Source organism: Mycobacterium sp. IDUB_9, assembly GCF_055419505.1.
In genome coordinates, this window is record NZ_JBVAXU010000001.1 from 1,568,020 (window position 1) to 1,591,588 (window position 23,569).

At 66.2% G+C, this 23,569-nt stretch carries 21 protein-coding genes and 1 tRNA gene; 12 read left to right on the forward strand and 10 right to left on the reverse strand.

Going from position 1 to position 23,569, the window contains the following annotated elements:
• Window positions 1-5 precede the first annotated feature (5 nt).
• From ACZY08_RS07635 to ACZY08_RS07645, 3 genes are read left to right on the forward strand one after another with little or no spacing between them, the layout of a single operon-like run.
• Entirely contained in the window at window positions 6-209 is a 204-nt protein-coding gene (locus tag ACZY08_RS07635) for a DUF4244 domain-containing protein (RefSeq protein WP_463743928.1), read from the forward strand.
• 8 nt (window positions 210-217) lie between these two features.
• Window positions 218-544 carry a TadE family type IV pilus minor pilin gene (locus ACZY08_RS07640; RefSeq protein WP_463744188.1) on the forward strand — a complete coding sequence of 109 codons (327 nt, stop codon included), beginning with the start codon at window positions 218-220 and terminating at the stop codon, window positions 542-544.
• Between the two features lie 43 nt (window positions 545-587).
• Window positions 588-887 (forward strand): Rv3654c family TadE-like protein, encoded by a 300-nt coding sequence (locus tag ACZY08_RS07645; RefSeq protein ID WP_463743929.1) that lies wholly within the window; start codon window positions 588-590, stop codon window positions 885-887.
• A gap of 11 nt (window positions 888-898) precedes the next feature.
• On the opposite strand, the gene ACZY08_RS07650 is transcribed toward ACZY08_RS07645, so the two are convergent.
• Window positions 899-1,924: a PAS domain-containing protein gene (locus ACZY08_RS07650; protein WP_463743930.1), complete on the reverse strand. Its 1,026-nt coding sequence runs from the start codon at window positions 1,922-1,924 to the stop codon at window positions 899-901.
• 293 nt (window positions 1,925-2,217) lie between these two features.
• Entirely contained in the window at window positions 2,218-4,554 is a 2,337-nt protein-coding gene (locus ACZY08_RS07655) for a DEAD/DEAH box helicase (RefSeq protein ID WP_463744189.1), read from the reverse strand.
• Between the two features lie 301 nt (window positions 4,555-4,855).
• On the opposite strand from ACZY08_RS07655, the gene ACZY08_RS07660 reads away from it, so the two are divergent.
• From ACZY08_RS07660 to topA, 3 genes are all read left to right on the forward strand, one after another.
• A complete protein-coding gene (locus ACZY08_RS07660) occupies window positions 4,856-5,059 on the forward strand; it encodes a cold-shock protein (RefSeq protein ID WP_006243848.1) in 204 nt (67 codons plus the stop codon).
• Between the two features lie 95 nt (window positions 5,060-5,154).
• Window positions 5,155-5,748: a hypothetical protein gene (locus ACZY08_RS07665; RefSeq protein WP_463743931.1), complete on the forward strand. Its 594-nt coding sequence runs from the start codon at window positions 5,155-5,157 to the stop codon at window positions 5,746-5,748.
• Between the two features lie 103 nt (window positions 5,749-5,851).
• Entirely contained in the window at window positions 5,852-8,662 is a 2,811-nt protein-coding gene (gene topA, locus ACZY08_RS07670) for a type I DNA topoisomerase (RefSeq protein ID WP_463743932.1), read from the forward strand.
• Window positions 8,663-8,668: 6 nt separating this feature from the next.
• Here the strand turns inward: topA and ACZY08_RS07675 are convergent, their stop codons facing one another.
• Window positions 8,669-10,276, reverse strand: coding sequence for an adenylate/guanylate cyclase domain-containing protein (locus tag ACZY08_RS07675; protein ID WP_463743933.1), 1,608 nt, complete (start codon window positions 10,274-10,276; stop codon window positions 8,669-8,671).
• 82 nt (window positions 10,277-10,358) lie between these two features.
• Here ACZY08_RS07675 and ACZY08_RS07680 point away from each other — a divergent pair, with 82 nt between their 5' ends.
• The 3 genes from ACZY08_RS07680 to ACZY08_RS07690 all read left to right on the forward strand — a co-directional run bounded on the left by ACZY08_RS07680 (window position 10,359) and on the right by ACZY08_RS07690 (window position 12,318).
• The gene (locus tag ACZY08_RS07680; RefSeq protein ID WP_463743934.1) at window positions 10,359-11,567 is read left to right on the forward strand and encodes a DNA polymerase III subunit delta'; all 1,209 of its coding nucleotides are present in this window, start codon (window positions 10,359-10,361) and stop codon (window positions 11,565-11,567) included.
• Between the two features lie 92 nt (window positions 11,568-11,659).
• Window positions 11,660-11,735 (forward strand) — tRNA-Thr (locus ACZY08_RS07685).
• 52 nt (window positions 11,736-11,787) lie between these two features.
• On the forward strand, window positions 11,788-12,318 hold the full coding sequence (locus ACZY08_RS07690; protein ID WP_463743935.1) for a hypothetical protein: 531 nt from the start codon (window positions 11,788-11,790) through the stop codon (window positions 12,316-12,318).
• On the opposite strand, the gene ACZY08_RS07695 is transcribed toward ACZY08_RS07690, so the two are convergent.
• The 4 genes from ACZY08_RS07695 to ACZY08_RS07710 all read right to left on the reverse strand — a co-directional run bounded on the left by ACZY08_RS07695 (window position 12,315) and on the right by ACZY08_RS07710 (window position 17,865).
• On the reverse strand, window positions 12,315-12,680 hold the full coding sequence (locus tag ACZY08_RS07695; RefSeq protein ID WP_463743936.1) for a carboxymuconolactone decarboxylase family protein: 366 nt from the start codon (window positions 12,678-12,680) through the stop codon (window positions 12,315-12,317). The genes ACZY08_RS07690 and ACZY08_RS07695 overlap by 4 nt on opposite strands.
• Window positions 12,681-12,967: 287 nt before the next feature.
• Window positions 12,968-13,450: a hypothetical protein gene (locus ACZY08_RS07700; RefSeq protein ID WP_463743937.1), complete on the reverse strand. Its 483-nt coding sequence runs from the start codon at window positions 13,448-13,450 to the stop codon at window positions 12,968-12,970.
• Window positions 13,451-13,675: 225 nt separating this feature from the next.
• The gene (locus ACZY08_RS07705; protein ID WP_463743938.1) at window positions 13,676-16,045 is read right to left on the reverse strand and encodes a TPR repeat domain-containing protein; all 2,370 of its coding nucleotides are present in this window, start codon (window positions 16,043-16,045) and stop codon (window positions 13,676-13,678) included.
• A 56-nt stretch (window positions 16,046-16,101) separates the two neighbouring features.
• Complete coding sequence (locus ACZY08_RS07710; RefSeq protein ID WP_463743939.1) at window positions 16,102-17,865, reverse strand: hypothetical protein; 1,764 nt, start codon at window positions 17,863-17,865, stop codon at window positions 16,102-16,104.
• A 56-nt stretch (window positions 17,866-17,921) separates the two neighbouring features.
• Here ACZY08_RS07710 and ACZY08_RS07715 point away from each other — a divergent pair, with 56 nt between their 5' ends.
• From ACZY08_RS07715 to ACZY08_RS07725, 3 genes are read left to right on the forward strand one after another with little or no spacing between them, the layout of a single operon-like run.
• Window positions 17,922-18,863 carry a GDP-mannose 4,6-dehydratase gene (locus tag ACZY08_RS07715; RefSeq protein WP_463743940.1) on the forward strand — a complete coding sequence of 314 codons (942 nt, stop codon included), beginning with the start codon at window positions 17,922-17,924 and terminating at the stop codon, window positions 18,861-18,863.
• A 39-nt stretch (window positions 18,864-18,902) separates the two neighbouring features.
• Window positions 18,903-20,684: an N-acyl-D-amino-acid deacylase family protein gene (locus ACZY08_RS07720; protein WP_463743941.1), complete on the forward strand. Its 1,782-nt coding sequence runs from the start codon at window positions 18,903-18,905 to the stop codon at window positions 20,682-20,684.
• 2 nt (window positions 20,685-20,686) lie between these two features.
• Window positions 20,687-21,268, forward strand: coding sequence for a TetR/AcrR family transcriptional regulator (locus ACZY08_RS07725; RefSeq protein WP_463743942.1), 582 nt, complete (start codon window positions 20,687-20,689; stop codon window positions 21,266-21,268).
• Here ACZY08_RS07725 and ACZY08_RS07730 read toward each other — a convergent pair.
• Genes ACZY08_RS07730 through ACZY08_RS07740 form a run of 3 tightly spaced genes read right to left on the reverse strand, consistent with a single transcriptional unit; the run spans window position 21,265 to window position 23,543 of the window.
• Window positions 21,265-21,606 (reverse strand): DUF2304 domain-containing protein, encoded by a 342-nt coding sequence (locus ACZY08_RS07730; RefSeq protein WP_463743943.1) that lies wholly within the window; start codon window positions 21,604-21,606, stop codon window positions 21,265-21,267. The genes ACZY08_RS07725 and ACZY08_RS07730 overlap by 4 nt on opposite strands.
• Window positions 21,603-22,301 (reverse strand): glycosyltransferase family 2 protein, encoded by a 699-nt coding sequence (locus tag ACZY08_RS07735; protein ID WP_463744190.1) that lies wholly within the window; start codon window positions 22,299-22,301, stop codon window positions 21,603-21,605. Before ACZY08_RS07735 ends, ACZY08_RS07730 begins: the two co-directional genes overlap by 4 nt.
• Window positions 22,302-22,358: 57 nt before the next feature.
• On the reverse strand, window positions 22,359-23,543 hold the full coding sequence (locus ACZY08_RS07740) for an MATE family efflux transporter (protein WP_463744191.1): 1,185 nt from the start codon (window positions 23,541-23,543) through the stop codon (window positions 22,359-22,361).
• Window positions 23,544-23,569 lie beyond the last annotated feature (26 nt).

A 23,569-nucleotide genomic window follows, 5' to 3' on the forward strand; every position in this document is an offset into this window, starting at 1 on the left:
ATTTCATGGCAGGAAACATGATTCGGCAGACGAATGCCAGGGTGGCGCTGTTGATGCTCGACGAGTCGGGGATGAGCACCGTCGAATATGCGATCGGCACGATTGCTGCTGCGGCGTTCGGGGCGATCCTGTACACCGTGGTCACGGGGGATTCGATCGTGAGTGCGCTGACCAACATCATCAGCCGGGCGCTGAACACGAACGTCTAGATGACCGGCTGGACGACCGGGGTGCGGTCACTGTCGAGGCGGCCTTCGCCATCGCATCGTTGGTGGTTGTCCTGGTGTTGTGCGTCGGCGGCCTCGGCGCGGTGGGCATGCAGATCCGGTGTATCGACGCGGCGCGTGAAGCCGTCCGCCTGGCGGCACGCGGTGAGGGGGAAGCGGCGGCGGCCGCCGCTCGCCGGGTCGCCCCGTCCGGGGCAGTGGTGCACGTCGGCCGCGATGGCGGTCTGGTGGTGGCCCGGGTCAGCGCCGCCACAGCGCTGCCGGGCTTCACGGTGTCGGCCGAGGCGGCCGCGGCCCCCGAACCCGGCGCGCAGTGAGCGCGGGTCGGCCACGCTGCTGGCTGCGGCGATGATCGCGGTGGTGATCGCATTTGCGGCCGGCGGCGCCTATCTGGGCGCCGCCGTCACGGCCCGGCACCGGGCCCAGGCCGCGGCGGATCTGGCCGCTCTGAGCGCAGCCGGCGCCGTGGTCTCCGGGCCGGATGCGGCATGCGCGCAGGCCACCCGGATCGCGGTACGGATGCGTTCGGTCCTCGGCGCCTGCCGGATCGAGAGGCTCGACGTGGTGCTCGAGGTATCGGTTCCGGTCCGCCTCGGGCGGTGGGGCATAGGTCCGGCCCGGGCGGTGGCGCGCGCGGGCCCGGTGGATCTCGTCGTTTAGTCGAAGGTGGCCTAGTCGAGCTGGTCGAGGTCCGCGGCGGCGACCTCGTCGTCGGTCGGCAACCGAAAGGCGATCAGGCCCGCGAAGGTGTCCTCGGCGAGTTCGATCCGGTTGATCGTCATGTGCACCGGTCGCCAGCCGCCGTCGTCGGCGCGCATCCGCAACACAGCCGTGGTGACGCCGTCGGAGAAGTCCGTGGTCATACGCGCCATGTGCCGGGCATCGGCCGGGTTGATGCGCGACGCTCCGCCGTCGCGGTTACTCCAGTCGAAGAACGGTGCCGGCTCGTCGAGCCATTTCAGCAACTTCCAGTCGTCGAGGCCCACCAGGGCCCGGTGCACGCCGGGACAAGCCAGCCCGTCGAGAATGCGTTGGGCCAGGTTGTCGACGGGTGTCGCGGGACCCTCGCGCTCGCTGCGCCAGTTCATCGCCCGGGAGATCAGCCGGTCGGAGCCGTCGTCATGGGGTTCCAGGGTCACCCGGGCCACGAATCCCACCGTGATGGGATCGCCGCGGTGGTCGGTGACATCCCAGGTGGTGCACAAGGTGCTGCCGACGACCGGCTTGACGGTCATGGCCAGCACTTTGGCCTCGCTGCCGTTGAGGTCCCGGGCCGGTAGGTCGTCGGCGAAGGTTCGGCCGTGGGTGGCTTCGGTTTCCGGGTTCATTCCACTGTTGCGCAGTGATTCTGCGGTGTCGGTGGCCACGCCGGCGGTCAGGTCCCAGATCAGTGGGCCGGGAATGGGCCGCTCGGGCGCGTCGACGTCCGTCGGCCCGATCCAGAGGTGCACCCCGTGGATGCGCCCGTCGGACATTCGCACCACTTCGGTGCGGATTACGCGGTCGTGCTTGGGTGTGATGCTGCTGAGGCCCTGGCCGGCCTGCACGGTTTCCCTGATGGCGCTCTGAATAGCCATCAGGTGCGGATTTCGTCGTAGAAACACACTGATGGGGACGAGGTTCTTCGTTTGCAGACCTCGTGCGACCACAACAGGCTCGCTACCCAGTGTCTCCACGAGCAGCCAGTCGTGGGTCATGTGCGGCATTTTACCGGGGTGCGCGTAGCTGTATTCGCGCGCAGCGACGACGTAATCCGCAGCAGAAACCTGCGGATTACGGTCGCGGATATCCGAAGTACGGCCGTTCGGGTTGCAAACATGAGTGAGTTCACGTAATTTGCCACTGCGCCCGGCCTCCGGGATTGGGAACGGATCGCGTTGTCCGACCGTTCGTCGCACCGTCTGTGTGTTCGGCGTGGCCGAATGCAGCCACGCAGTTGTAGATCCGCGTAGTCGGCCGTCGAGGGGTCGGTCGTCAACGCGGTCGGGGGTCACGCTGAGGAAGTACTCAGCGCGCCGAGCACCAGGCGGAGTACTTGTACTGCACCAGATTTGTCCAACGGGTCGTTGCCGTTGCCGCATTTCGGTGACTGCACGCACGAGGGACAACCTTGTGGGCACTCACACGCTTCGATCGCGTCGGCCGTCGCTCCCCACCAGGTACTGAGATTGCGGAATCCGCGGTCGGCGAAACCTGCGCCGCCGGGATAGCCGTCGTAGACGAAGATCGACGGCAGGCCGTCCACCGGTCCGACGGCCGTCGAGACCCCGCCGATGTCACCGCGGTCGCAACTGGCCACCAGGGGCAACAGGCCGATGGCCGCGTGTTCGGCGGCATGCAGGCTTCCCGGCATGGATAGCAGATCAATGCCATTGTCCTGCAATGCTTCCGGGGTGACAGTGCACATCACTGCCATGGTGTCCAGGGTGCTGGGCGGCATGTCCAGCTCCACGAAATCGATGACCTCGCCGTCCATCCGTCGGCGCAGGTAGCCGACCACGGTGTTGGTCACCGACACCGGCACCAGACCGACGGTGACCGGGCCGAAGGTGCTGCGCTCGCCGGGACCGGTGACCGAGATGTCGGTCAGTTCCCTGGCGAACGTGCTGTAGCCGGGATCGGCGGCATACACGAATGCCACCCCGTCCTCGAAGGACAACGACTCGACCAGATAGGTCTCACCTTGGTGCAGGTATACCGCGCCGGGATGCAGTGCCGCCGCCGCTTGCCCGGCGCCGGTGTTGCCCAGCATCCTGCCGGTATCGACCTCCAGGATCGCGATCTGACCGCCGCTGGAGCCGCGGATGTCCACGGCGGGGTGCGGATCGACTCCAGGAGTGGGGAAGTAGCCGCTGGGGCGTTTCCGTAGCAGTCCGTCGTCGACCAGGGTTTCGGCCACTGCCTCGGCGTTCCACAACCGGACCTCGGCCGCGGTGAGCGGAAGCTCGGTTGCGGCACAGAGCAATTGCGGGCCCAGCACGTGCGGATTCGTCGGGTCGATGACCACCCGCTCGATCGGCTTGTCCAACAGCGCCGCGGGATGGTGCACCAGATAGGTGTCCAGGGGATCGTCGCGGGCGATCAACACGATCAGCGCGCCCTGCCCACGCCGGCCGGACCGGCCGGCCTGCTGCCAGAACGAGGTGACGGTGCCGGGAAACCCCGCCAGCACCACCGCATCCAGCCCGGCAATATCGATGCCGAGCTCCAGCGCGTTGGTGGTGGCCAGCCCGCGCAGCTGGCCGTCGGTCAGTGCGTGTTCCAGCTCGCGGCGGTCCTCGGCGAGAAAACCGGCCCGGTAGGACGCCACCAGATCGGCCAACTCGGGTGCGGTGTCTTCCAGCCGGGCCCGGGTTCTCAGCGCGGTGAGTTCCGCACCGCGCCGGGACCGGACGAAGGTCAAGGTCCGTGCGCCCTCGGTCATCAGGTCGGCCATCACCCGGGCGGCCTCGGCGCCGGCCGAACGCCGCACCGGCGCGCCGTTCTCGCCGGTGAGATCGTCCAGCAGCGCCGGTTCCCACAGCGCGATCGTGCGCGCGCCCTGCGGTGAGCCGTCCTCGGTCACCTCGGCGACGGTCTGCCCGATCAATTCCGCGGCGGTCTCTGCAGGTGACGCCGTGGTGGCGCTGGCGAAAATGACTGTCGGGACCGAGTCATCAGGGGAGTATCGCGCGCACAACCTCAGCAGCCGGCGCAGCACCATAGCCACGTTGGAACCGAAAATGCCACGGTAGTAATGACATTCGTCGACAACGACGTACTTGAGGTGACGCAGGAACACCGCCCAGCGGGCATGGTTGCGCAGGAGGGACAGATGGATCATGTCCGGGTTGGAAAAAATCCACCTGGACCGCTCCCGGGCGAACCGGCGCACTTCGGTGGGACTGTCACCGTCATACGGTGCCGGTGCGACGTCGCGCAGGGCAGCGACGGTCTCGGTCAGGCTCTGCGCCGTGCGCAGCTGGTCGTGACCCAGCGCCTTGGTCGGTGACAGGTAGAGCACGCGAGCCTGCCGGTCCTCGGCCAAGGCCGTCAGGATCGGCAGCTGATAGGCAAGGGACTTGCCCGATGCAGTTCCGGTGGACACCACGACATGCCGACCGCCGTGGGCCAACTCGGCGGCGTCGAGTTGATGTGACCACGGCGCGGTGACGCCGCGATCCCGCAACGCCTGCACGATCTCTGGAGGGGCCCATTGCGGCCACTGATGGGGTTTGCCGTGTCGCGGAGGGATATCCGCGACATGGCGTAGCGGATTTTCGTCCGACGGGGTGCCTTCGACAACGCAAGCGAGCAGCTCACGGCCGAAATCTGACCCCTGCTCCAGCACTGTCTGTCCTCCTACGATCCACCCCGCCGTCGTCGGCCCGGATTTGTAAACGAATTGTTCACCACGCGCCGCAAACCGAGACTGTCGCAGTCGCCCCGAACATGATTGACTAATCGCGGTCGCAGCTTCTGTGTTTGTACTCGCACTCGCAGGATCGTCGTTGCGATCGCGGTTCCTGCGAGGGTTGTAGGTCGGGTCAGTTCCGGCGGCTCGCGCGTTGGTATGGCGGTCGGAACGGGCCCGGTGCACCGGAAGTCGGTGGACCGCACCCGGTTGAAAGAGAAGGAAAGAACAAAAGATGCCACAGGGAACTGTGAAGTGGTTCAACGCGGAGAAGGGCTTCGGCTTCATCGCTCCGGAGGATGGCTCTGCCGACGTGTTTGTCCACTACACGGAAATCCAGGGCAGCGGATTCCGCACCCTGGAGGAGAACCAGAAGGTTGAGTTCGAGGTTGGCCAGAGCCCCAAGGGGCCGCAGGCCACGGGTGTTCGGGCCGTCTGAGACAAAAACCCAACACAGACACCCCCGCTGAGTCCGTACCGGACACCGCGGGGGTGTTCTCGTTTTTGCGGCCTGCGCTGGCCTAGTGTCGATTTGTGAGCCAGCTGTCGTTCTTCTCGGCCGAGTCGTTGCCGCCCGCGGTAGCCGACCTGACCGGCGTTCTTGCCGGGCCGGGACAGATCGTCCTGGCGGGCACCGGCGATCGGCAGGCGGCCCGGATCTCGGTGGTCGTCGACGAGCTGTGGCGGGCCCAGGGCCTGGCCGAGATGATCAGTGACGCCGGTCTGGTGCCGGAGATCTCCCGCACCGACGAGAACAACCCGCTGGTGCGTACCGAGCTGGAGCCGCAGTTGATGCTGATCGCCAGGGAGTGGACCCGTGGCGCGGTCAAGACGGTGCCGCCGGGATGGCTGCCCGGCGCCCGTGAGTTGCGGGCCTGGACGCTGGCGGCGGGTACGCCCGAGGCCGACGACCGTTATGTGCTGGGGCTCGACCCGCATGCGCCCGATACCCACGCGGCGCTGGCCGCGGCGATGATGCGGGTGGGAATCGCCCCGACGTTGATCGGGACCAGAGGCGCTCATCCGGCCCTGCGAATCGGTGGGCGGCGACGGCTGTCACGCCTGGTAGAGAACGTGGGGGAACCGCCCGGGGAGGCGGCGGCGTTGGCGCAGTGGCCACGTATTTAATGGTGGACATACGGAGAGCCGGTTTGCGTAGGCTCGTGCGTAATGCGAAATTGTCAGTTGCCGGGCGTGGCGCGGCAACTATAGGAGTGGAGCGTAAGCACAGGTGGCTGGCGATAATGGCGGCAGCGGAAGCAAGGGACCCGTCCGGCGACTCGTAATTGTCGAGTCGCCGACAAAGGCGCGCAAGATAGCCGGCTACCTCGGTTCCAACTACGTGGTCGAATCCTCCCGCGGACACATTCGCGACCTGCCGCGCAATGCCGCTGACGTGCCCGCCAAGTACAAATCCGAGCCGTGGGCGCGCCTCGGGGTCAATGTCGACGACAACTTCGAACCGCTCTATATCGTCAGCCCGGAGAAGAAGAGCACCGTCACCGAGCTCAAAGACCTGCTCAAGGGTGTCGACGAGCTCTACCTTGCGACGGACGGTGACCGCGAGGGTGAGGCGATCGCCTGGCATCTCCTGGAGACGCTGAAGCCCAAGGTGCCGGTCCGGCGGATGGTGTTCCACGAGATCACCGAACCCGCCATCCGGGCCGCCGCGGAAAATCCCCGTGACCTGGACATCGCCCTGGTCGACGCACAGGAAACCCGGCGCATCCTCGACCGTCTCTACGGCTACGAGGTCTCACCCGTGCTGTGGAAGAAAGTGGCGCCGAAGCTGTCCGCAGGCCGGGTGCAGTCGGTGGCCACGCGCATCATCGTGCAGCGTGAGCGGGAGCGCATGGCGTTCCGCAGCGCCGGGTACTGGGACGTCAGTGCTGAGTTGGACGCGTCGGTCTCCGACCCGCAGGCCACGCCACCCAAGTTCACCGCCAAGCTCAACACCGTCGACGGCCGCCGGGTCGCCGCCGGTCGTGACTTCGACTCGCTGGGCCAGCTGCGCAAGCCCGACGAGGTGCTCGTGCTCGACGAGGCCAGCGCCGGGGCCCTGGCCGCCGGTCTGCGTGGCGCCCAGTTGGCCGTCAGCTCCGTCGAGCAGAAGCCGTACACCCGCAAGCCCTATGCGCCTTTCATGACGTCCACGCTGCAGCAGGAGGCCGCCCGCAAGCTGCGGTTCTCTTCGGAGCGCACCATGAGCATCGCCCAGCGGCTGTACGAAAACGGCTACATCACCTACATGCGTACCGACTCCACGACGCTATCGGAGTCCGCGATCAACGCCGCGCGCAACCAGGCCAGGCAGCTCTACGGCGACGAGTACGTGCATCCGTCGCCGCGGCAGTACACCCGCAAGGTCAAGAACGCCCAGGAGGCGCACGAGGCGATCCGCCCCTCGGGGGACGTGTTCCAGACCCCGGGCCAGCTGCACAGCGCTCTGGACACCGACGAGTTCCGGCTCTACGAGCTGATCTGGCAGCGCACCGTGGCCTCGCAGATGGCCGACGCGCGCGGCACCACGCTGTCGCTGCGGATCGCCGGAGCCGCCAGTTCGGGCGAGCAGGTCGTCTTCAACGCCTCCGGCCGCACCATCACGTTCGCGGGCTTCCTCAAGGCCTACGTCGAGAGTCTCGACGAGCAGGCGGGCGGTGAGGCCGACGACGCCGAGAGCCGCCTGCCGAACCTGACCCAGGGGCAGCGCGTCGATGCTGCCGATCTGACGGCCGACGGACACACCACCAGCCCGCCGGCCCGTTACACCGAGGCCTCGCTGATCAAGTCCCTCGAAGAACTCGGCATCGGCCGCCCGTCGACCTACAGCTCGATCATCAAGACCATCCAGGACCGCGGCTACGTGGTCAAAAAGGGCAGTGCGCTGGTCCCGTCGTGGGTCGCCTTCGCTGTGATCGGCTTGCTCGAGCAGCATTTCGGCCGGCTGGTGGATTACGACTTCACCGCGGCCATGGAGGACGAGCTCGACGAGATCGCCAACGGTCAGGAGCAGCGCACCAACTGGCTGTCGAATTTCTACTTCGGTGGTGAGCACGGCGTCGAGGGCTCGATCGCGCGGGCCGGTGGACTCAAGCACCTGGTCGGCGGGAACCTCGAAGGTATCGACGCGCGAGAAGTCAACTCCATCAAGCTCTTCGACGATTCCGAGGGCCGTGCTGTGGTGGTCCGCGTGGGCCGCAACGGGCCGTACCTGGAGCGCATGATCGCCGACCCTGACAATCCTGGGGAGCTGAAGCCGCAGCGCGCCAACCTCAAGGATGAGCTGACCCCTGACGAGCTGACCCTCGAGCTGGCCGAAAAGCTTTTCGCCACACCGCAAGAGGGCCGGGTGCTGGGTGTCGACCCGGTGTCCGGGCACGAAATCGTGGCCAAGGACGGACGGTTCGGCCCCTACGTCACCGAGATTCTCCCCGAGCCGCCCGAGGACCCGGATGCCGGGACGACGGCCAAGAAGGGCAAGAAGCCGACCGGGCCCAAGCCGCGCACTGGTTCCCTTTTGCGCTCAATGGATCTGGAGACCGTGACGCTGGACGACGCGCTCAAGCTGCTGTCGCTGCCGCGCGTGGTCGGCGTCGACCCGTCGAACAACGAGGAGATCACCGCGCAGAACGGCCGTTACGGCCCATATCTCAAGCGTGGCACCGACTCTCGTTCGCTGGCCAACGAGGAGCAGATGTTCACCATCACCCTCGACGAGGCGCTGAAGATCTACGCCGAGCCGAAACGCCGTGGGCGCCAGGCTGCTGCGGCCCCGCCGCTGCGTGAGCTGGGCACCGACCCGGCCTCGGGCAAGCCGATGGTGATCAAGGACGGCCGATTCGGCCCCTATGTCACCGACGGTGAGACCAACGCCAGCCTGCGCAAGGGCGATGACGTTCAGTCGATCACCGATGAGCGTGCCTCGGAACTGCTGGCCGATCGTCGGGCCCGCGGGCCGGTGAAGAAGGCTGCCAAGAAGGCCCCGGCGAAGAAGGCAGCCAAGAAGGCTCCGGCGAAGAAGGCTGCGGCCAAGAAAGCCTGACCTGCTCTAGCCGGTCAGGTCGCTCTCGGCGTCATCGCGCTCCAGATCGCGGGGGAGCACCAGGTTCATCGGCCGGGCCAGCTGGGTGGGCCCGGTGCGCCCACGCAGCTCGACGATCTCGCCGACGTCCCAGCTCAGTGCCTCGGCATCCAGTGCGCCGCTGACCGCGATCGCGGAGGCCAGCACGTGGCCTTCCTCCAGCTTGGCGAGCTCGGTGAGGCGCGCAGCCTCGTTCACCGGGTCGCCGATCACCGTGTACTCGAATCGGGCCTGAGCGCCGATGTGGCCGGCGATCGCGCGGCCGGCCGAGACCCCGATGCCGAACTCGGTATCGGTGCCCAGAACGCTGAGCAGCTCGTCGTGCAGTTCACGGGATGCCGCCAGCGCGCCGCCGGAGGCGTCGGGGTGTTCGATGGGGGCACCGAAGATGGCCAGGGCTGCGTCACCCTGGAACTTGTTGACGAACCCGCCGTGACGGTTGACGGTGTCGACGATGACCCGAAAGAACTCGTTGAGCAGGTTCACCACGTCACCAGCGGGGATCGTCGACGCCAGATGCGTCGAACCCACGAGGTCCACGAACAGCACCGCCACGTCCCGTTCCTGGCCGCCGAGCTCAGTGCCGCGTTCCAGGGCGCGTCGGGCCACGTCCTCACCCACGTAACGGCCGAACAGGTCACGTAGCCGTTGCCGCTCGGCCAGCTCGCGCACCATGTCGTTGAACCCGGCCTGCAGCAGGCCCAGCTCACTGGCGTCGTAGATCTGCATGTGCGCGTTGTAGTTACCGCGCTGCACCTCGCCCAGCGCCCAGCGCAGCTGGCGCAGCGGATCGGCGATCGACATCGCCACCAGCACGGTGCCGGACAATCCGATCACCAGCGCGGCGATGGCCAGCAGCAACAGTGGGGTGATCAGCCGGTCCGCGGATGCGGAGAGGATCGAGAACTTGCTGGCCACCAGGGCCAGGACGATGGCCAGGACCGGCACACCCGTCGAGAGGACCCAGGTCAGCACCTGTCGCAGGATCACCCCGGGGGCGCGGAAGTTCTCCGGCACCCCACCGCGCAGCGCGGCGACCGCCACCGGCCGCAGCACCCGTTCGGACTGCAGGTAGCCGATGATCGCGGTCGCGGTCGCGCCAAGCGCCGTGGCAACCAGTACCACCGGAGCTGACTTGCTGGCCACCGGCCAGCTGGCCACGATGAACACGATCGAGCCCAGGAACCAGTTCGTGACGCTGATCATGGTCCGGTAGAACGGCATTTTCAGCGTCCGCACCCGCGCCAGCTCGGTGATGGCGGGGTCGGACTTGGACAACAAGGTGTCGCGGCGCTGCCACCGGATGATGGGGATCAGCAGCCGCAGTGCCAGGTAGGCGCCGACCGTGAACGACACGAACAGGTACCCCAGGAAGATCGCCAGGTTGGCCACCGGAAGGTCCTGGAGCTGGATGCGGTCCTCCGGCGGCAGGCCGAAGCGCAGGAAGCCCAGCACGAAAAGCGCGCCGATGATGTCGGCCTGCAACATGCCCAGCGTGAACACCGGCCACGGGGTACGCGCCACCCAGCGCGCGAATGCACCGATTCGCGCGACGGGTATCGGCTCCGTGGTCACCCGTTCACCGTATCGGGCCGCAGGGACGTTCAGCGCCTGCTGTGACGTGGTTGTGTCGGCTTGACCACTACTGTTGGGGACGATGAGCGGGGTCTTTACGCGGCTGGTGGGCCAGCACGCGGTGGAACAGGAGCTGGTGGCGGCCGCGTCGGCGGCCCGCGGTGATTCGCCACACAGTGGCACCACGGTCGGGACCATGACACATGCCTGGCTGATCACGGGCCCGCCCGGATCGGGGCGTTCGGTGGCCGCGTTGTGTTTCGCGGCGGCCTTGCAGTGCACGTCAGAGGGGACGCCGGGGTGCGGTGAATGCCGGGCCTGCACGACGACGATGGCCGGCACCCACGCCGACGTGCGCCGCATCGTGCCCGAGGGGTTGTCGATCGCGGTCAAGGAGATGCGCGACATCGTCCAGATCGCGTCGCGCCGTCCCGGGACCGGACGCTGGCAGGTTGTGGTGATCGAGGATGCCGACCGGCTCACCGAGGGTGCCGCCAACGCACTGCTCAAGGTGGTCGAGGAGCCGCCGGCATCGACGGTGTTCCTACTTTGCGCACCGTCGGTAGACCCCGAGGACATCGCGATCACGCTGCGCTCACGCTGCCGACACGTGGCGCTGACCACGCCGTCGGTGGACGCCATCGCCGACGTGCTGATCTCCGGAGACGGGCTGCCGGAAGGCGACGCCCGCTGGGCAGCCTCGGTGAGCGGCGGCCACGTGGGCCGGGCTCGACGGTTGGCGACCGATCCGGAGGCCAGAGAGCGTCGCAAGCGCGCGCTCGGGCTGGCCCGGGACGCTGCGACGCCGGCGCGGGCGTTCGCGGCTGCCGAGGAGATGGTGGCCGTCGCCGAGTCCGAGGCACTGGCATTGACGGCGGGGCGCAACGAGACCGAGACCGAGGAGCTCAAGACCGCCCTCGGCGCCGGCGGGACCGGAAAAGGCACCGCCGCCACCACCCGCGGGACCGCCGGTGCGCTCAAGCAGCTGGAGAATCGGCAGAAGTCACGACGGACGCGGGCCAATCGCGATGCTTTGGACCGGGCCCTGATCGACCTCGCCACGTACTTCCGCGATGCGCTGCTGGTGTCCTCGGGAGCCGGCGGAGTCACCGCGAACCACCCGGACATGGCCGAGAAAGTGGATGCCATGGCCGCCCACGTGCCGCCCGACCGGCTGCTGCGCTGCATCGAGGCGGTGCTCGAATGCCGCGAGGCGCTGGCGATCAACGTCAAACCGAAGTTCGCCATCGATGCCATGGTGGCGACGGTCGGGCAGGCGCTGCGTGGGTGAGGTCCGGCGGGCAGGAGCGCAGCGACTCGGGGATCAAGTTGGGTCCTGGGTGGCGTCTGCCGTAAAGTGGTGCCGCCCGGTTCACCGGGTGCGCCGCCTTAGCTCAGTCGGTAGAGCATCTCACTCGTAATGAGAAGGTCGGGGGTTCGATTCCCCCAGGCGGCTCCATTTTTTTTTCGCGTCGCATGCCACTCGAGCAATCGGCGATAGGCTCACCGCCATGGCACGGATCGTGGTGGGTGCGGCTCTCCTGGCAGCGGTTTCGCTGACAGCTCCGGTGGCGGGGGCTGATCCGGGGCAAATTCCTGATCTCGGTGGTTACACCGCGGTGGATGTTCACCCCTACAGCACGTATTACAACTACCCGACGACCAACGGCGCGCAGTTCGTCAGTCCAGACGGATACCGATGCCGGATCACCTACACCGGCCGCGCCAATCCACCTATGAAGCAGGCCAGCTGCTGGGGCGAGCTGCCTGGTACATCGAGCAACATGGTCAGCGTCTTCGCGGCCATGTCACTTGATCCGGCGACCTTTTCCACCGGAGATCTGGCTGCCATGGAGAAGTACACGGACTACAAGGCGCCGCGTGACCGCACAGTTGATCCGGCCGACTACAAGCTGCTTCCCGCGGGCAGCAAGCTCATCTACCCCGATACCGGAACATGTGCCGTCACCGACGTGAGCACGGTCTGCGTGGTGGGCGACCACGGCTTCGAGCTGTCGGGGCAGGGAAGCCGCGTCTTCTAGTCTCTGGTCAGTACATCGCGGGCGACGTTGCGGGCTGTATTCGCAGCAGGGAATCCCGCGTAACCGCTGGCGTGGTAGATGACTTCGGCGATCTCGTCCTCGGTGAGGCCGTTGCGGAGGCCGATCCTGACGTGCGACTCGAACTCATCGGTGGCACGCAGGGCGATCAAGATGCCCATGGTGACCAGGCTGCGGTCACGCCGGCTCAACCCGTCACGGCTCCACAACCGGCCGAAGACATTGTCGACGCCGATCGCCAGCAGCTCATCGCCGAAGCTGCCGTCGGGTTCGACAACGTCGGCCGGCAGGTGCGGCACCATCTCTCGGAGGACACGCAGACCCTGTTCACGTACGTCAGTCATGCCTGCCAGCTTGGCATGTGCTCCGAATCAGTCGTCAGCCTCCAAGGGAAACGGCGACGGGTGCGCCGGTGCCGGGCTCTGAGGTTCGGTGCCGGGTTCTGCGATCTGTTAGGTACGTGGCCTGCGATCTGTTAGAGAGGGTCGGACGGCGCTGTGCCTGGCTACGCAGAGGACATCGTTCGCTCTGGATTTCCGGGATCTGCCTCTGCGAGTCCGCCGAGCGCACCACGTTCGGCCAGTAATGCCTGTGCATTCATGTGTGTCGTATCGCCGAAGGCTCTCGTTGTTCAGCGCGTGGTCGGCGTTGGTGTCGCGGCGGTCGGGTCAGGTGGTCTCTGGATGAACGGATCGGGTTTGAAGGGATCGCACACGGCGCCGATCTCTTCCTCCGTAATGTCGAGCAGGACCCCGGAATCCACTAAAAGCCATCGAGGCCCAGCAGGAGTAGGACCGGTTGCAGCCTTCTGCGCGGTCCACTTCACCTGCGGACGCCACAGCCCATCACTGCCGCCCGGAGGTTTGACCAAAGCGCCGTCTTTCTTCATGGCGTACAGACCGGGAGTGTCGTACAAGCAGATCGACACCTCGATGGCGCCGTCAGGCAGCTCGCGAGCGGCTACCGCGCGTTGCAGTGCACCACCCGTCTGGCCGACGTAGACGTCATGGATCCGAATCCCCGGGTTGTCGATCTCAGGCACGATCTGGCTGCGATAGCGCTGGTAGAGCTCTTCTTCGTCAGGATCGTTACTTAGTCGACCGTCGACGGTCACCTGTAATGCGAATCTGGCAGCGTCTGCGAGCAGAGGTTGGAGTGGCACCGCAACATCAGTGCGAATCGCAAACGGCGGGTAAGGGAATGGCGGAGGTGTGGACGTGGGGATTTCGGGCGACGCACCGTTGTCCGTCTGACATGCGCTGACAAGGAGCGTCAGCAGGGCGGCTGAGATGACAACCCCTGCCCACTTCAAGATCATGCGCGGTGCCATGCCGGGATCCTATTCATCGTCATCCGATTTGTCGGCCTCTGGTGCAACAGCGTCCGCGTAGCTTTGTCCATAATCCGTGACGTAGTGGGTCAAACCATGGTTGATCAAGTAATTCTGTAGCTCGGTCCACTCCCGGCTCCCGACTGCCATTCCTGCGACATCAATGGGATGTCCGTTGGGGTTCAGAACGGTCGGCAGGAGTCCGGCTCGGTGAGCTGCCTCGACGATCGCCTGTTGCGCTTGCCGAGTCGATGCTGCTTCAAGGTCAGCCGTCTCGGGAACCTCGATCGCCTGATATTCGGGTTTGCCAATCCAGTCTTTGATTACTTTTTCAACGGCTTCGCCGGGATCGACGCCTGTCGCGCCGGTTGCGATATCGGCGTGCGGAATCCTGCCGGCGAGTTCGCCGGTGGCAATTCCGGCGACCTCTGCGCCCAGAAGTTTCGCTCGGTATACCGCATCTTTTGCTTCGAGATCGGACTGAAGTACGTCGTTCTGATGATCGATTGCTCCGAGCATGGCCTGGTCGATGCGACCCGACAAGTGGCCTCCCGGACTGTTTGCGAGCTGGGCGTCGAGTTGGCCTTCTGGATTGTTGCGCAACGCCGCTTCGAGTTCGTCGATGCGCGCCGTCTCGGCAGCACTGGCCAGGGTGACTCTGCCTTCTTCGGAGTAGCTACCAAGCTCGAGTAGCCGGTTGCCGTCGGCGGCGCCGAATACGGGATGCCCGAGCGCGTCCAGCTTCGTTTGCGCGAAGCCTTGCTGACTGCCCGCACCGGCCAAAGAGTCGGTATTAGTCGCGAGGAGCTGGCTCATCTCTGTCGAGATAGCGTCATTGCGTGCGAATGCATCGCGCATGGTCGAATACACCGGATCGTCGGGACCCGGAGCCAGCAGGTCCGGGATCTCGGTCATTGCCAGCCGAGCTCGATCACCCATGGGGTCGCCGATGGCCCGTTGTGAATCCTCGGTCATCCAATCGAGCAGGGTCGCAGCTCCATTTCCCTCACCGCCACTCTGTGACCAATCGTGGCCGATGAGTGTTCGGACCGTTTCCTCGCGGTTGTATCCATCGGGCAACCCGTCGCCGGTTCCAGACCAGATTCGGTACGAGGCTTCATCATTGCGACCGGCAATTTCAGCGAGTGAGCTCGCAGCGCGCTCGTACGACTCCGGCGGAGTATCGGTCATGCCCCACCCGCCTAGAGAGTGCTCGACCATGTCAGCGGATTTCAGATACATCTCGGTGCCTAGTCGTGATCCTGGCTGATATCCGGGATTGGATTCGCCCATGAGCTCACTGAACTGCACTACGTCAGCCACGTGCTGGTTCTTTGCTTCTGCCGGGCCCACGGTCTCCCAGCCTGGATAAGTTGGATCGCCGCGCCGCGTCTCGAGCATGTCCCGCAAATCAGAAGGCAACTGGTCGTATCCCCCACGGGATGCAACTGAGCCGTCCGGATTGCGGTCCACAACGTTTTCGTTGCTGGTTACCGTCAGGCCGTTGGCCAGCCTGTCCCGCTGATCGCTTGCTTCTCGATTGCCCGAGGCTTCCTGCGATTCGAGATGGCGATCCAACAGCAACAATCCATCTTTGCCCGCAGTCTTGAAGAAGTCGCGATAGTAGTCGAGTGTTTCCTTTGGGACGCTGCTGACTTCCTTGCCTTCAGCCAGCGCCTGCATCTCCTCCTCGAGTAGCGGACTTGGTGGGAGATTCTTCGCCACACGGTCCAGGACTTCGGGGTCCCGATTTGCCGAACCGAGCGCCGCCTGGTCGGCTAATGCTTGACCGTCTTCTTTTCCGTTGGGCTTCTTCTCGTCGCCATCGGCTTTGCCGTCTCCGTTCTGGTCCGTCTTTTCGCTACCCGGTCCGAACTTTTGGTTGCCCGTCAGCGCGTCCCACTCACCTTTGAGGCCGGTGATGCGCCCAGCGATGATGTTCATGTCTGTGTTGGCGGTGCTGACGATGGTGTTGACTTGGCCGATGCCTTGGTTGGCAATCGGGATCAGCTTGCGTTCTCGATCTTGGGCGCTGGTAGGGGGCAGTGCCTGGACGGCGCTGTCTACCCAGCTCTTCGCGCTGTCAAGTTTGTTGCGCCCGTTGGTCACCACTTCGGAGGCGTTGGTAACTTCGTTGGCGATCCTGCTGTCGAGGTCTGCGAGTTTCTGGTAGACGGCCGCGTGTTCTTTGTTGGCCGCGGCGTAGGCTTCGGCGCCCTTTCCTTGCCAACCATCGTGCTGGGCGGCCGATTCGACCATGCCCTTCATCCTCAGCAGTTGGGAGCTTCCGTCGTGCTGGGAGCCGTCGACGGGCGTGCCGACTCCGAACGTTGCCCGCGCTTTGTTCCACGTGGAATAGAAGCCATCAAGCGCGCTCACAGAACGTCCCCCCACCAGGATCCCGACAGTCAACCGTCAGTATCTCAGCAGCTGAACTACTTCGGTGCCAGGAATCCCACAGGTCCGGGGGAGATGCAGACCGACAGCGCGGCGGTGTTGGCCTGCACGGCAATCGACTGGCCGGCCCCGGGCAGCCGGACGAAGACCCGGTTGAGCCCGGGGCGCACCGGCACCTTCACCTCGGGGCCTTCGGCCAGGGCCATGGTCAGCGAGCCGTCGCTGTTGGCCAGGTAGTTGATCTCGGCGGTCCAATCGGCAGGCAGCAGTGGCCCGTCGAGCGGCATGACCACGGGTTCGTCGGGCTGCACCAGGAAGCCGCACCTGGGCGCCGGGCCCTCGACGATGGTGCGCACCCAGGTCACTTTGGCGGGGAGAAGCGTGCCGGTCCGGTCGAACATCCGCAGATCGGTTGTCGCCGAGGCAAATTCGGGCCGTGGTGACGCGAGCGCGAACATGTGGCTGGCCAGGTTCTCCGGAGCGGCCACCCGTTGCAGTATCAGCGGATCGACCTCCTGGTCCAGTAGCGGTGCGGCGGATGAGGTGGAAGCCAGAGATGCGCGGGCATTGTTCAGATACGCCGGCACCGGGTTGTCCTGCCACACCTTCAGGAAGGTGAACGTCGAATAGAGACTGCTCACCACGAAAAGTACCGCGACACCGACACATACAGCAGTGCGTGTGCGTGACGCCGAGAGATAGGACGCGAACCGTGAATCCCGGTTCGGCGCACAGAATCCCACCGCCGCCAACAGCGCCAGCACCACCACGAGGTCCGGCAGATAGCGCAGCGTCTGCGCCAGCTCCAACGCCGTGAAACGAGACGAGCGCATCAGATAGATCGGGATCTGGCACGCGACGGCGTAGCCCAGGGCCACGACCAGAACCGGCCAGATGCGGTTCTTGCGCACGAGCACCACCGCGACAGCGACAACGAGCACGACCCAGCCCAGCACCATCACCGAGACGGGCGGGGTGGCCCACGGGGACGCGGGCGCCCAGCGTTGCCAGGACCACGGCCCGCCTACGATCCCGGGCACGATGCCGTGGGTAAACGATCGGCTCAGCAGGTCCCAGGTCATCGCCAGGTCGAAGCTCCACCGCTTCTGATCGACGACGACGAGGTACACCCCGATCCATGCCACGGTCAGTCCCAGGCACCCGACCCACAGCCGAAGGCCGCGTCGCCACACGTCACGCAAGCCGAAAGTCCCCGTGACGTACCCCAGAAGGGCGACGACGGCGAACGCGACGAACGGGATCACCGCGGCCTTCTCGAAGAACAACAGGCCGCCGAAGAACACCAGTATGCCGAGGACCGCGTGCCGGGTAGCTCCGGTCCGCACCAACAGCACGGCCTCACCGCAGACCCACGCGAGGGCGGCCAGCATGGGCAGGGAGTTCAATGCGGCCGCCCACCAGGCGAACCCGGGCAACGCCAGCGGCGTGAACAAGGCAAAGGTCAGCGGGATCAGCAGCACCGGGCGCCAGCCGAGGATCACCCACAGTGCCCGCAGCAGCGCCAGCGAGGCCAGCAGTTGCATCACCACCAGGCTCACCGCTGCCAGCACCCAGGAGAACGGCGCCACCCGCGTGACGGCGCCGGACACCAGGAACGCCGCGGGCATGACGTGGCCGTCGTGATCGTCGAAGAGGTATGACGGCGACAGCAGATCCTGGGTCCCGGCCCGGCCGATCAGGATCAGATCGTCCCAGTAGAAATAGCCGCCGAATGCGAGTACCGCCCGGACCACCAGGTGCAGCGCGATGAGCGCGGCGGCGATGCGGGCGACCTTGTTCACTCTTGCCGACTGTACGGACCCAGCGGGGGCTAATCTGCCGTCGGTATGGTGAGGCCGTGCGAACACTGGTTACTGGAGCGGCAGGTTTCATCGGATCGACGCTGGTTGACCGGCTGCTGGCGGACGGACACAGCGTCGTCGGGCTCGATGACCTCAGCACGGGCCGGGCGGAGAACCTCAGCAGCGCCGACAACAATGACAACTTCGAGTTCGTCAAGGCAGACATCGTCGACGCGGATCTGCTGGGCCTGTTCAAAGACACCCAGCCTGAGGTGATCTTCCATCTGGCCGCGCAGATCTCGGTGAAGCGTTCGGTGGACGACCCGCAGCTGGACTCCACGGTGAATGTGGTGGGTGTGGTCCGGTTGGCCGAGGCAGCCCGGCAGTCGGGCGTGCGCAAGGTGGTGCACACGTCGTCAGGCGGCTCGGTGTACGGCACTCCGCCGTCGTACCCGACGAGTGAGGACACTCCGACGGATCCGGCGTCGCCGTACGCGGCGAGCAAGGTGGCCGGCGAGGTGTACTTCAACATGTTCCGCAATCTGTACGGCCTGGATTGTTCGCACATCGCGCCGGCCAACGTCTACGGCCCGCGCCAGGATCCGCACGGCGAAGCCGGCGTGGTGGCGATCTTCGCGCAGGCCCTGCTCGCCGGGCGGCCCACCAAGATTTTCGGTGACGGCAGCGACACCCGCGACTATGTCTATGTCGATGACGTGGTGGATGCCTTCGTGAAGGCCTCGGGGTCAGCGGGCGGTGGCCAGCGGTTCAACGTCGGCACCGGGGTGGAGACCTCGACCCGCGAAATGCACACGGCGATCGCCTTGGCCGTCGGCGCCGCAGACGACCCGGAGATGCACCCGCCGCGGCTCGGTGACCTGCGCCGTTCCCGTCTGGACATCACGCGGGCGCGTGAGGTGCTGGGCTGGCAGCCCCAGGTGGATCTGGCCGCGGGAATCCCCAGGACTGTCGAATTCTTTCGGAGTAATTCCCGTTAAAAGATTGTGAGTACTCACTTTCTGTTCTAGCGTTGCGTCATGTCCTACGACGTCATCGTTCGCAACGGCCTGTGGTTCGACGGCACCGGCACCCCGCCGCAGGTCCGTACGCTGGGAATTCGCGACGGGGTGGTGGTCGCGGTATCGGCCACACCGCTCGACGAGACCGACTGCCCGGATGTCATCAACGCCGGCGGCAAATGGGTGGTGCCCGGCTTCGTCGACGTGCACACGCACTACGACGCCGAGGTCCTGCTCGACCCGGGCCTGCGGGAATCCGTGCGTCACGGGGTGACCACTGTGCTGCTCGGCATGTGCTCGCTGTCGACCGTGTATGCCGACGCCGAGGATGCCGCCGACCTGTTCAGCCGCGTCGAGGCGGTGCCGCGTCAGTTCGTGCTGGGCGCCTTGGAGCAGCACAAGACCTGGTCGGGTCCAGCCGAGTACGTGAAGGTCCTCGACGACCTGCCGCTGGGCCCGAATGTCGCGTCGCTGCTGGGGCATTCGGACCTGCGGGCCTCGGTGCTGGGACTGGACCGGGCCACCACCCGTGGCGTCACCCCGACCGACGCCGAACTGGAAACCATGGCGGCCAAGCTCGACGAGGCCCTCGACGCCGGCATGCTCGGGATGTCCGGGATGGACGCGGCGATCGACAAGCTCGACGGGGACCGGTTCCGGTCCCGCGCATTGCCGTCGACGTTCGCGACCTGGCGTGAGCGCCGGCGTCTGATCAAGGTCTTGCGTAAGCGCGGCCGGATGCTGCAGAGCGCGCCGAATGTGGCGAAAGTTCATGAGGCACTGAACTTCTTCCTGGAGAGCAGCGGCCAGTTCGGCCGACGCCGGGATGTACGGATGAGCCTGCTGGTATCGGCCGACGCCAAGTCCTCGCCCGGAGCGGTGCGTGTGCTCGGGCCCGGCGTCCGGCTGCTCAACCGGATCCTCGGTGCCAAGGTGCGCTTCCAGCACCTGCCTGTGCCGTTCGAATTGTATTCGGACGGAATCGATCTGCCCGTGTTCGAGGAGTTCGGTGCAGGTACCGCGGCCCTGCACCTCAAGGATCAGTTCGAGCGCAACAAGCTGCTCGCCGACCCCGAGTACCGCCGCCGGTTCCGCAAGTCGTTCGACCGACGGGTGCTCGGACCGACCTTGTGGCACCGCGACTTCCACGACGCCAGGATCGTCGAATGCCCTGACAAGGCGCTGATCGGCAAGAGCTTCGGGCAGATCGCCGACGAGCGCGGCATTCACCCGCTCGACGCCTTCCTCGACGTGCTGGTCGACAACGGTGAACGCAACGTTCGCTGGACCACCATCGTGGCCAACGACCGGCCGAAGTTCCTCGACAAGCTGGCCACGGAACCGTCGGTGCACATGGGTTTCTCGGATGCCGGTGCGCACCTGCGCAACATGGCGTTCTACAACTACCCGGTGAAGCTCCTCAAGCGGGTGCGTGACGCTCAGTTGGCCGGACGGCCGTTCATGACGACCGAACATGCCGTCCACCGGCTGACCGGCGAGGTGGCCGACTGGTTCGGTGTCCCGGCCGGCACGCTGCGTCAAGGTGATCGTGCCGACTTCGTGGTGATCGACCCGGCCGGCCTCAACGACACAGTGGAGGCCTACCACGAGGAGTCGGTCCCGTTCTACGGCGGGCTGAGCCGCATGGTGAATCGCAGCGACGACGCCGTCGTCGCGACCGCCGTCAACGGTGCGGTGGTGTTCCGCAACGGCCAGTTCCGCGATGGCTACGGCGAATCGGTGAAATCGGGCCGGTACCTGCGGGCCGGTGCCGAGCAACTGGACCGCACGCCCGTCTAGTCATGGCGAGAACCCAGCAGCAGCGTCGTGAGGAAACCGTGGCGCGCCTACTCGACGCCGGCATCGACACCATTGTCGAGGTGGGGTACGCGCGGGCGTCGGCGGCGGTGATCGCCAAGCGAGCCAAGGTTTCCGACGGTGCGCTGTTCCGGCATTTCCCCACCATGAGCGACTTCATGGCGGCCACGGCGCGAGAGGTGGCGCGCCGTCAGTTGGAGTTGGGAAGCAAGCTGATAGCAGACATCGCCGCCGAGCAGCCGCCGTTGCCGGCGGTGCTGACGATTCTGCGGGATATCGCGGGCAGCGACACCAACACCGTGTGGCATGAGCTGCTGATGGCGGCCCGCACCGATGAGAAGCTGCGGGGCCCACTGCAAACCGTGCTTGCCGAATACATCGAGAACATCCACGAAGTCGCCAAGACCACGCCGGGGGTCGATCAATTCCCCGAGGACTCGTTCAGCGTCATACTGGCCGTCCTGCTCAACACGTTCGACGGTGCGGCCATGGTGCGCCGCGTGCTGCCACTGCCCGAACTCGAGGACGCCCGGATCGCCATGCTGGCGGCGTTGCTCAGCCGCTAGATTTCGTCGGGCACCCGCACGTTCTGCAGGGCCACGGCCCGGGCCAGCCGGGCATAGCGCAGCTCGAGATCCTTGATCCGCAGGTACGTCGACAGCGTGACGAATACGAACGCGATGATGAGCATGTACTCCATCAGGTCCGTACCGCGGTCCACCCCAAGCCAATTGGCCACCACGGTGGTGTCGTCGGGTCGCAGGATCGCGTAGATTCCCGCCGCCACGAACAACACGAAACCGACCTTCACCCACGCCTTGGAACGGGCGCTGCGCCGCGACCCGAGCAGGTACGCCAACAGCACCAGCACCGCGACGATCAGTAGTGCCTGAATCCAGTTCATCGGGACATCCTTCTGCGTAACAGCCCGTCGAAGAGGATGTTCACCCCGTTGAGCAGTGGTTGCCCCTTGGACTTCGAGTAGTCGGTGTAGAGGATCTCGACCGGTTCCTCGAGTACGCGCCAACGGTTTTCGTACGCCAGCGAGATGAACTCACCCGCGTGGCTCATGCCGTTCATGGTGAGGTTGAGCTCGTCGGCCACCAGCTTGTTGAACACCCGTAGGCCGTTGTGCGCGTCGGTGAGTCCGAAGGCGCGGCTCTGCGGGCTCAGGAATGCCGCTGCCCGCAGGATGATCCGCTTCAGCGGCGGGGTGTGCGTCACCGCGTGGGCATCCGGGTTGGCGAACCGGGTGCCCACGACCAGATCGGCACCGTCGGTGTCGAGCCGGTCGATCATCCGCACCACGTCCTTGACCTGGTGCTGACCGTCGGCATCGAAGGTGGCGAACACGCGGGCGCCGGGCCGGCTGCGCGCGTACTCGACGCCGGTCTGGATTGCCGCACCCTGACCGAGATTCACCGGATGCGGGACGACGTGCGCGCCGGCCCGCACGGCCAGGTCGGCAGTGCCGTCGCGGCTGCCGTCGTCGACACAGACCACGTTAGGGAAAACCGAGCGCACGTCGGAGATGACGTCGCCGATGATGCTCGCCTCGTTGAAGGCGGGGATGATGATCCAAATGTCGTGAAAGCGCATGTCGATGGGCACCAAACTACACCGCGGCCTCATGCCCCGGCCGGAGCCGCTCCGTCATCACCCACGCCCCGCACGGGCGAGCGCGCCCAGGTGAACCGCGATCCCGACGAGCGGTCCGCACAGCAGCGCGATGACGGTACGCATCTCCAGCTCCACCGGTAGCAGCAGCAGTGCGACGGCCGCGACGGTGGCGAGGATCCAGCCCAGGGCGTAGGCCCGGTGCAGGGCAGCGGCGACGGTCGCGGCACCGGTCAGGGTGAGCATCGCGATGGCGACGGCGGCGGCGGTCAGCCAAGCCAGCAGGGGACCGCCGGCGCGGTACTCGTCGCCGAACCCCACCCGCAGCAGCCACGGACCCAGGAGTCCGGCCGCGGCCACGCCCACGGCGCCCAGCGCGGCCACGGCAGCAGCGGGGGCCAGCAACGCCCGCAGTCTTTTGTCGCGTTGGTCGACAAAGTGCGCGATCAGGTTGCCCTGCATCGCGGTCAGCGGAACGAGCAGCGGCGCACGCGTCAGCGTCACGGCCAGGATCACCACACCGCCGGCCGCGCCCAGATCACCCGAGGTGGCCTTGAGCAGCACCGGGAACCCCATCACCAGGATCGCGCCGGCGCCGGCCGCGGCGATCGAATGCGCCGTCCCACGCAGGAACGTCGCGGGGCTGCCCGCGGTGAGCAGCCCGGCGGCCAGACGCGCTGCCGGCGCGGCGATCAGCATGATCAGCCAGGCCACCGCGCCGGCGACAGTGGCCCACAGGAACCCCGCCAGCCCCCAGCCGAGCACGAACGTCGCGGCGGCGACGGCCACCCGGATTCCGGCGTCGGTGACCATCAGGGCGCCGTACTCGGTCCAACGATTCACTCCGGCGAGCATGCCGAGCAGGGTGGCGTGCAGACAGAATCCGGCCAGCCCGACGCTGAGCAGCACGATGCTCAGCGCCCGAGACTCGGCGAATACGTGCGCGCTCCACAGCGGTGAGCTGAGCGCGATCACAATGGCCGCGGCGATGCCGACCAGCGCGGCGATTCGCATCGGGTGGGTGGTGGGTGCGCCGCTCAGGTCCCGGTGCCGAGAGGAACGGACTTCTCGGGTGGCCTCCTGCAAGAGACCGTTTGCGGCGCCGGTCACCAGGCCGAATGCGCCCCAGAACACGCTGAAGATCGAGAAGCCGGCCGGCTCGAGGTCACGGGCGGCCAGGTACAGCACGGCGTAACCGCACAACGCGCTGATCGCCGTCGCCAGTCCGACCCGGGCGACACTGCTGCGCG

Bases quoted from the DNA above. Each gene is read 5' to 3' on its own strand.
- ACZY08_RS07680 (WP_463743934.1), top strand. From the start codon at position 10,359: ATGAGCGGGGTCTTTACGCGGCTGGTGGGCCAGCACGCGGTGGAACAG.
- ACZY08_RS07635 (WP_463743928.1), top strand. From the start codon at position 6: ATGGCAGGAAACATGATTCGGCAGACGAATGCCAGGGTGGCGCTGTTG.
- ACZY08_RS07695 (WP_463743936.1), bottom strand. From the start codon at position 12,680: ATGACTGACGTACGTGAACAGGGTCTGCGTGTCCTCCGAGAGATGGTG.
- ACZY08_RS07660 (WP_006243848.1), top strand. From the start codon at position 4,856: ATGCCACAGGGAACTGTGAAGTGGTTCAACGCGGAGAAGGGCTTCGGC.
- ACZY08_RS07730 (WP_463743943.1), bottom strand. From the start codon at position 21,606: ATGAACTGGATTCAGGCACTACTGATCGTCGCGGTGCTGGTGCTGTTG.
- ACZY08_RS07650 (WP_463743930.1), bottom strand. From the start codon at position 1,924: ATGACCCACGACTGGCTGCTCGTGGAGACACTGGGTAGCGAGCCTGTT.
- ACZY08_RS07720 (WP_463743941.1), top strand. From the start codon at position 18,903: ATGTCCTACGACGTCATCGTTCGCAACGGCCTGTGGTTCGACGGCACC.
- ACZY08_RS07735 (WP_463744190.1), bottom strand. From the start codon at position 22,301: ATGCGCTTTCACGACATTTGGATCATCATCCCCGCCTTCAACGAGGCG.
- ACZY08_RS07690 (WP_463743935.1), top strand. From the start codon at position 11,788: ATGGCACGGATCGTGGTGGGTGCGGCTCTCCTGGCAGCGGTTTCGCTG.
- ACZY08_RS07725 (WP_463743942.1), top strand. From the start codon at position 20,687: ATGGCGAGAACCCAGCAGCAGCGTCGTGAGGAAACCGTGGCGCGCCTA.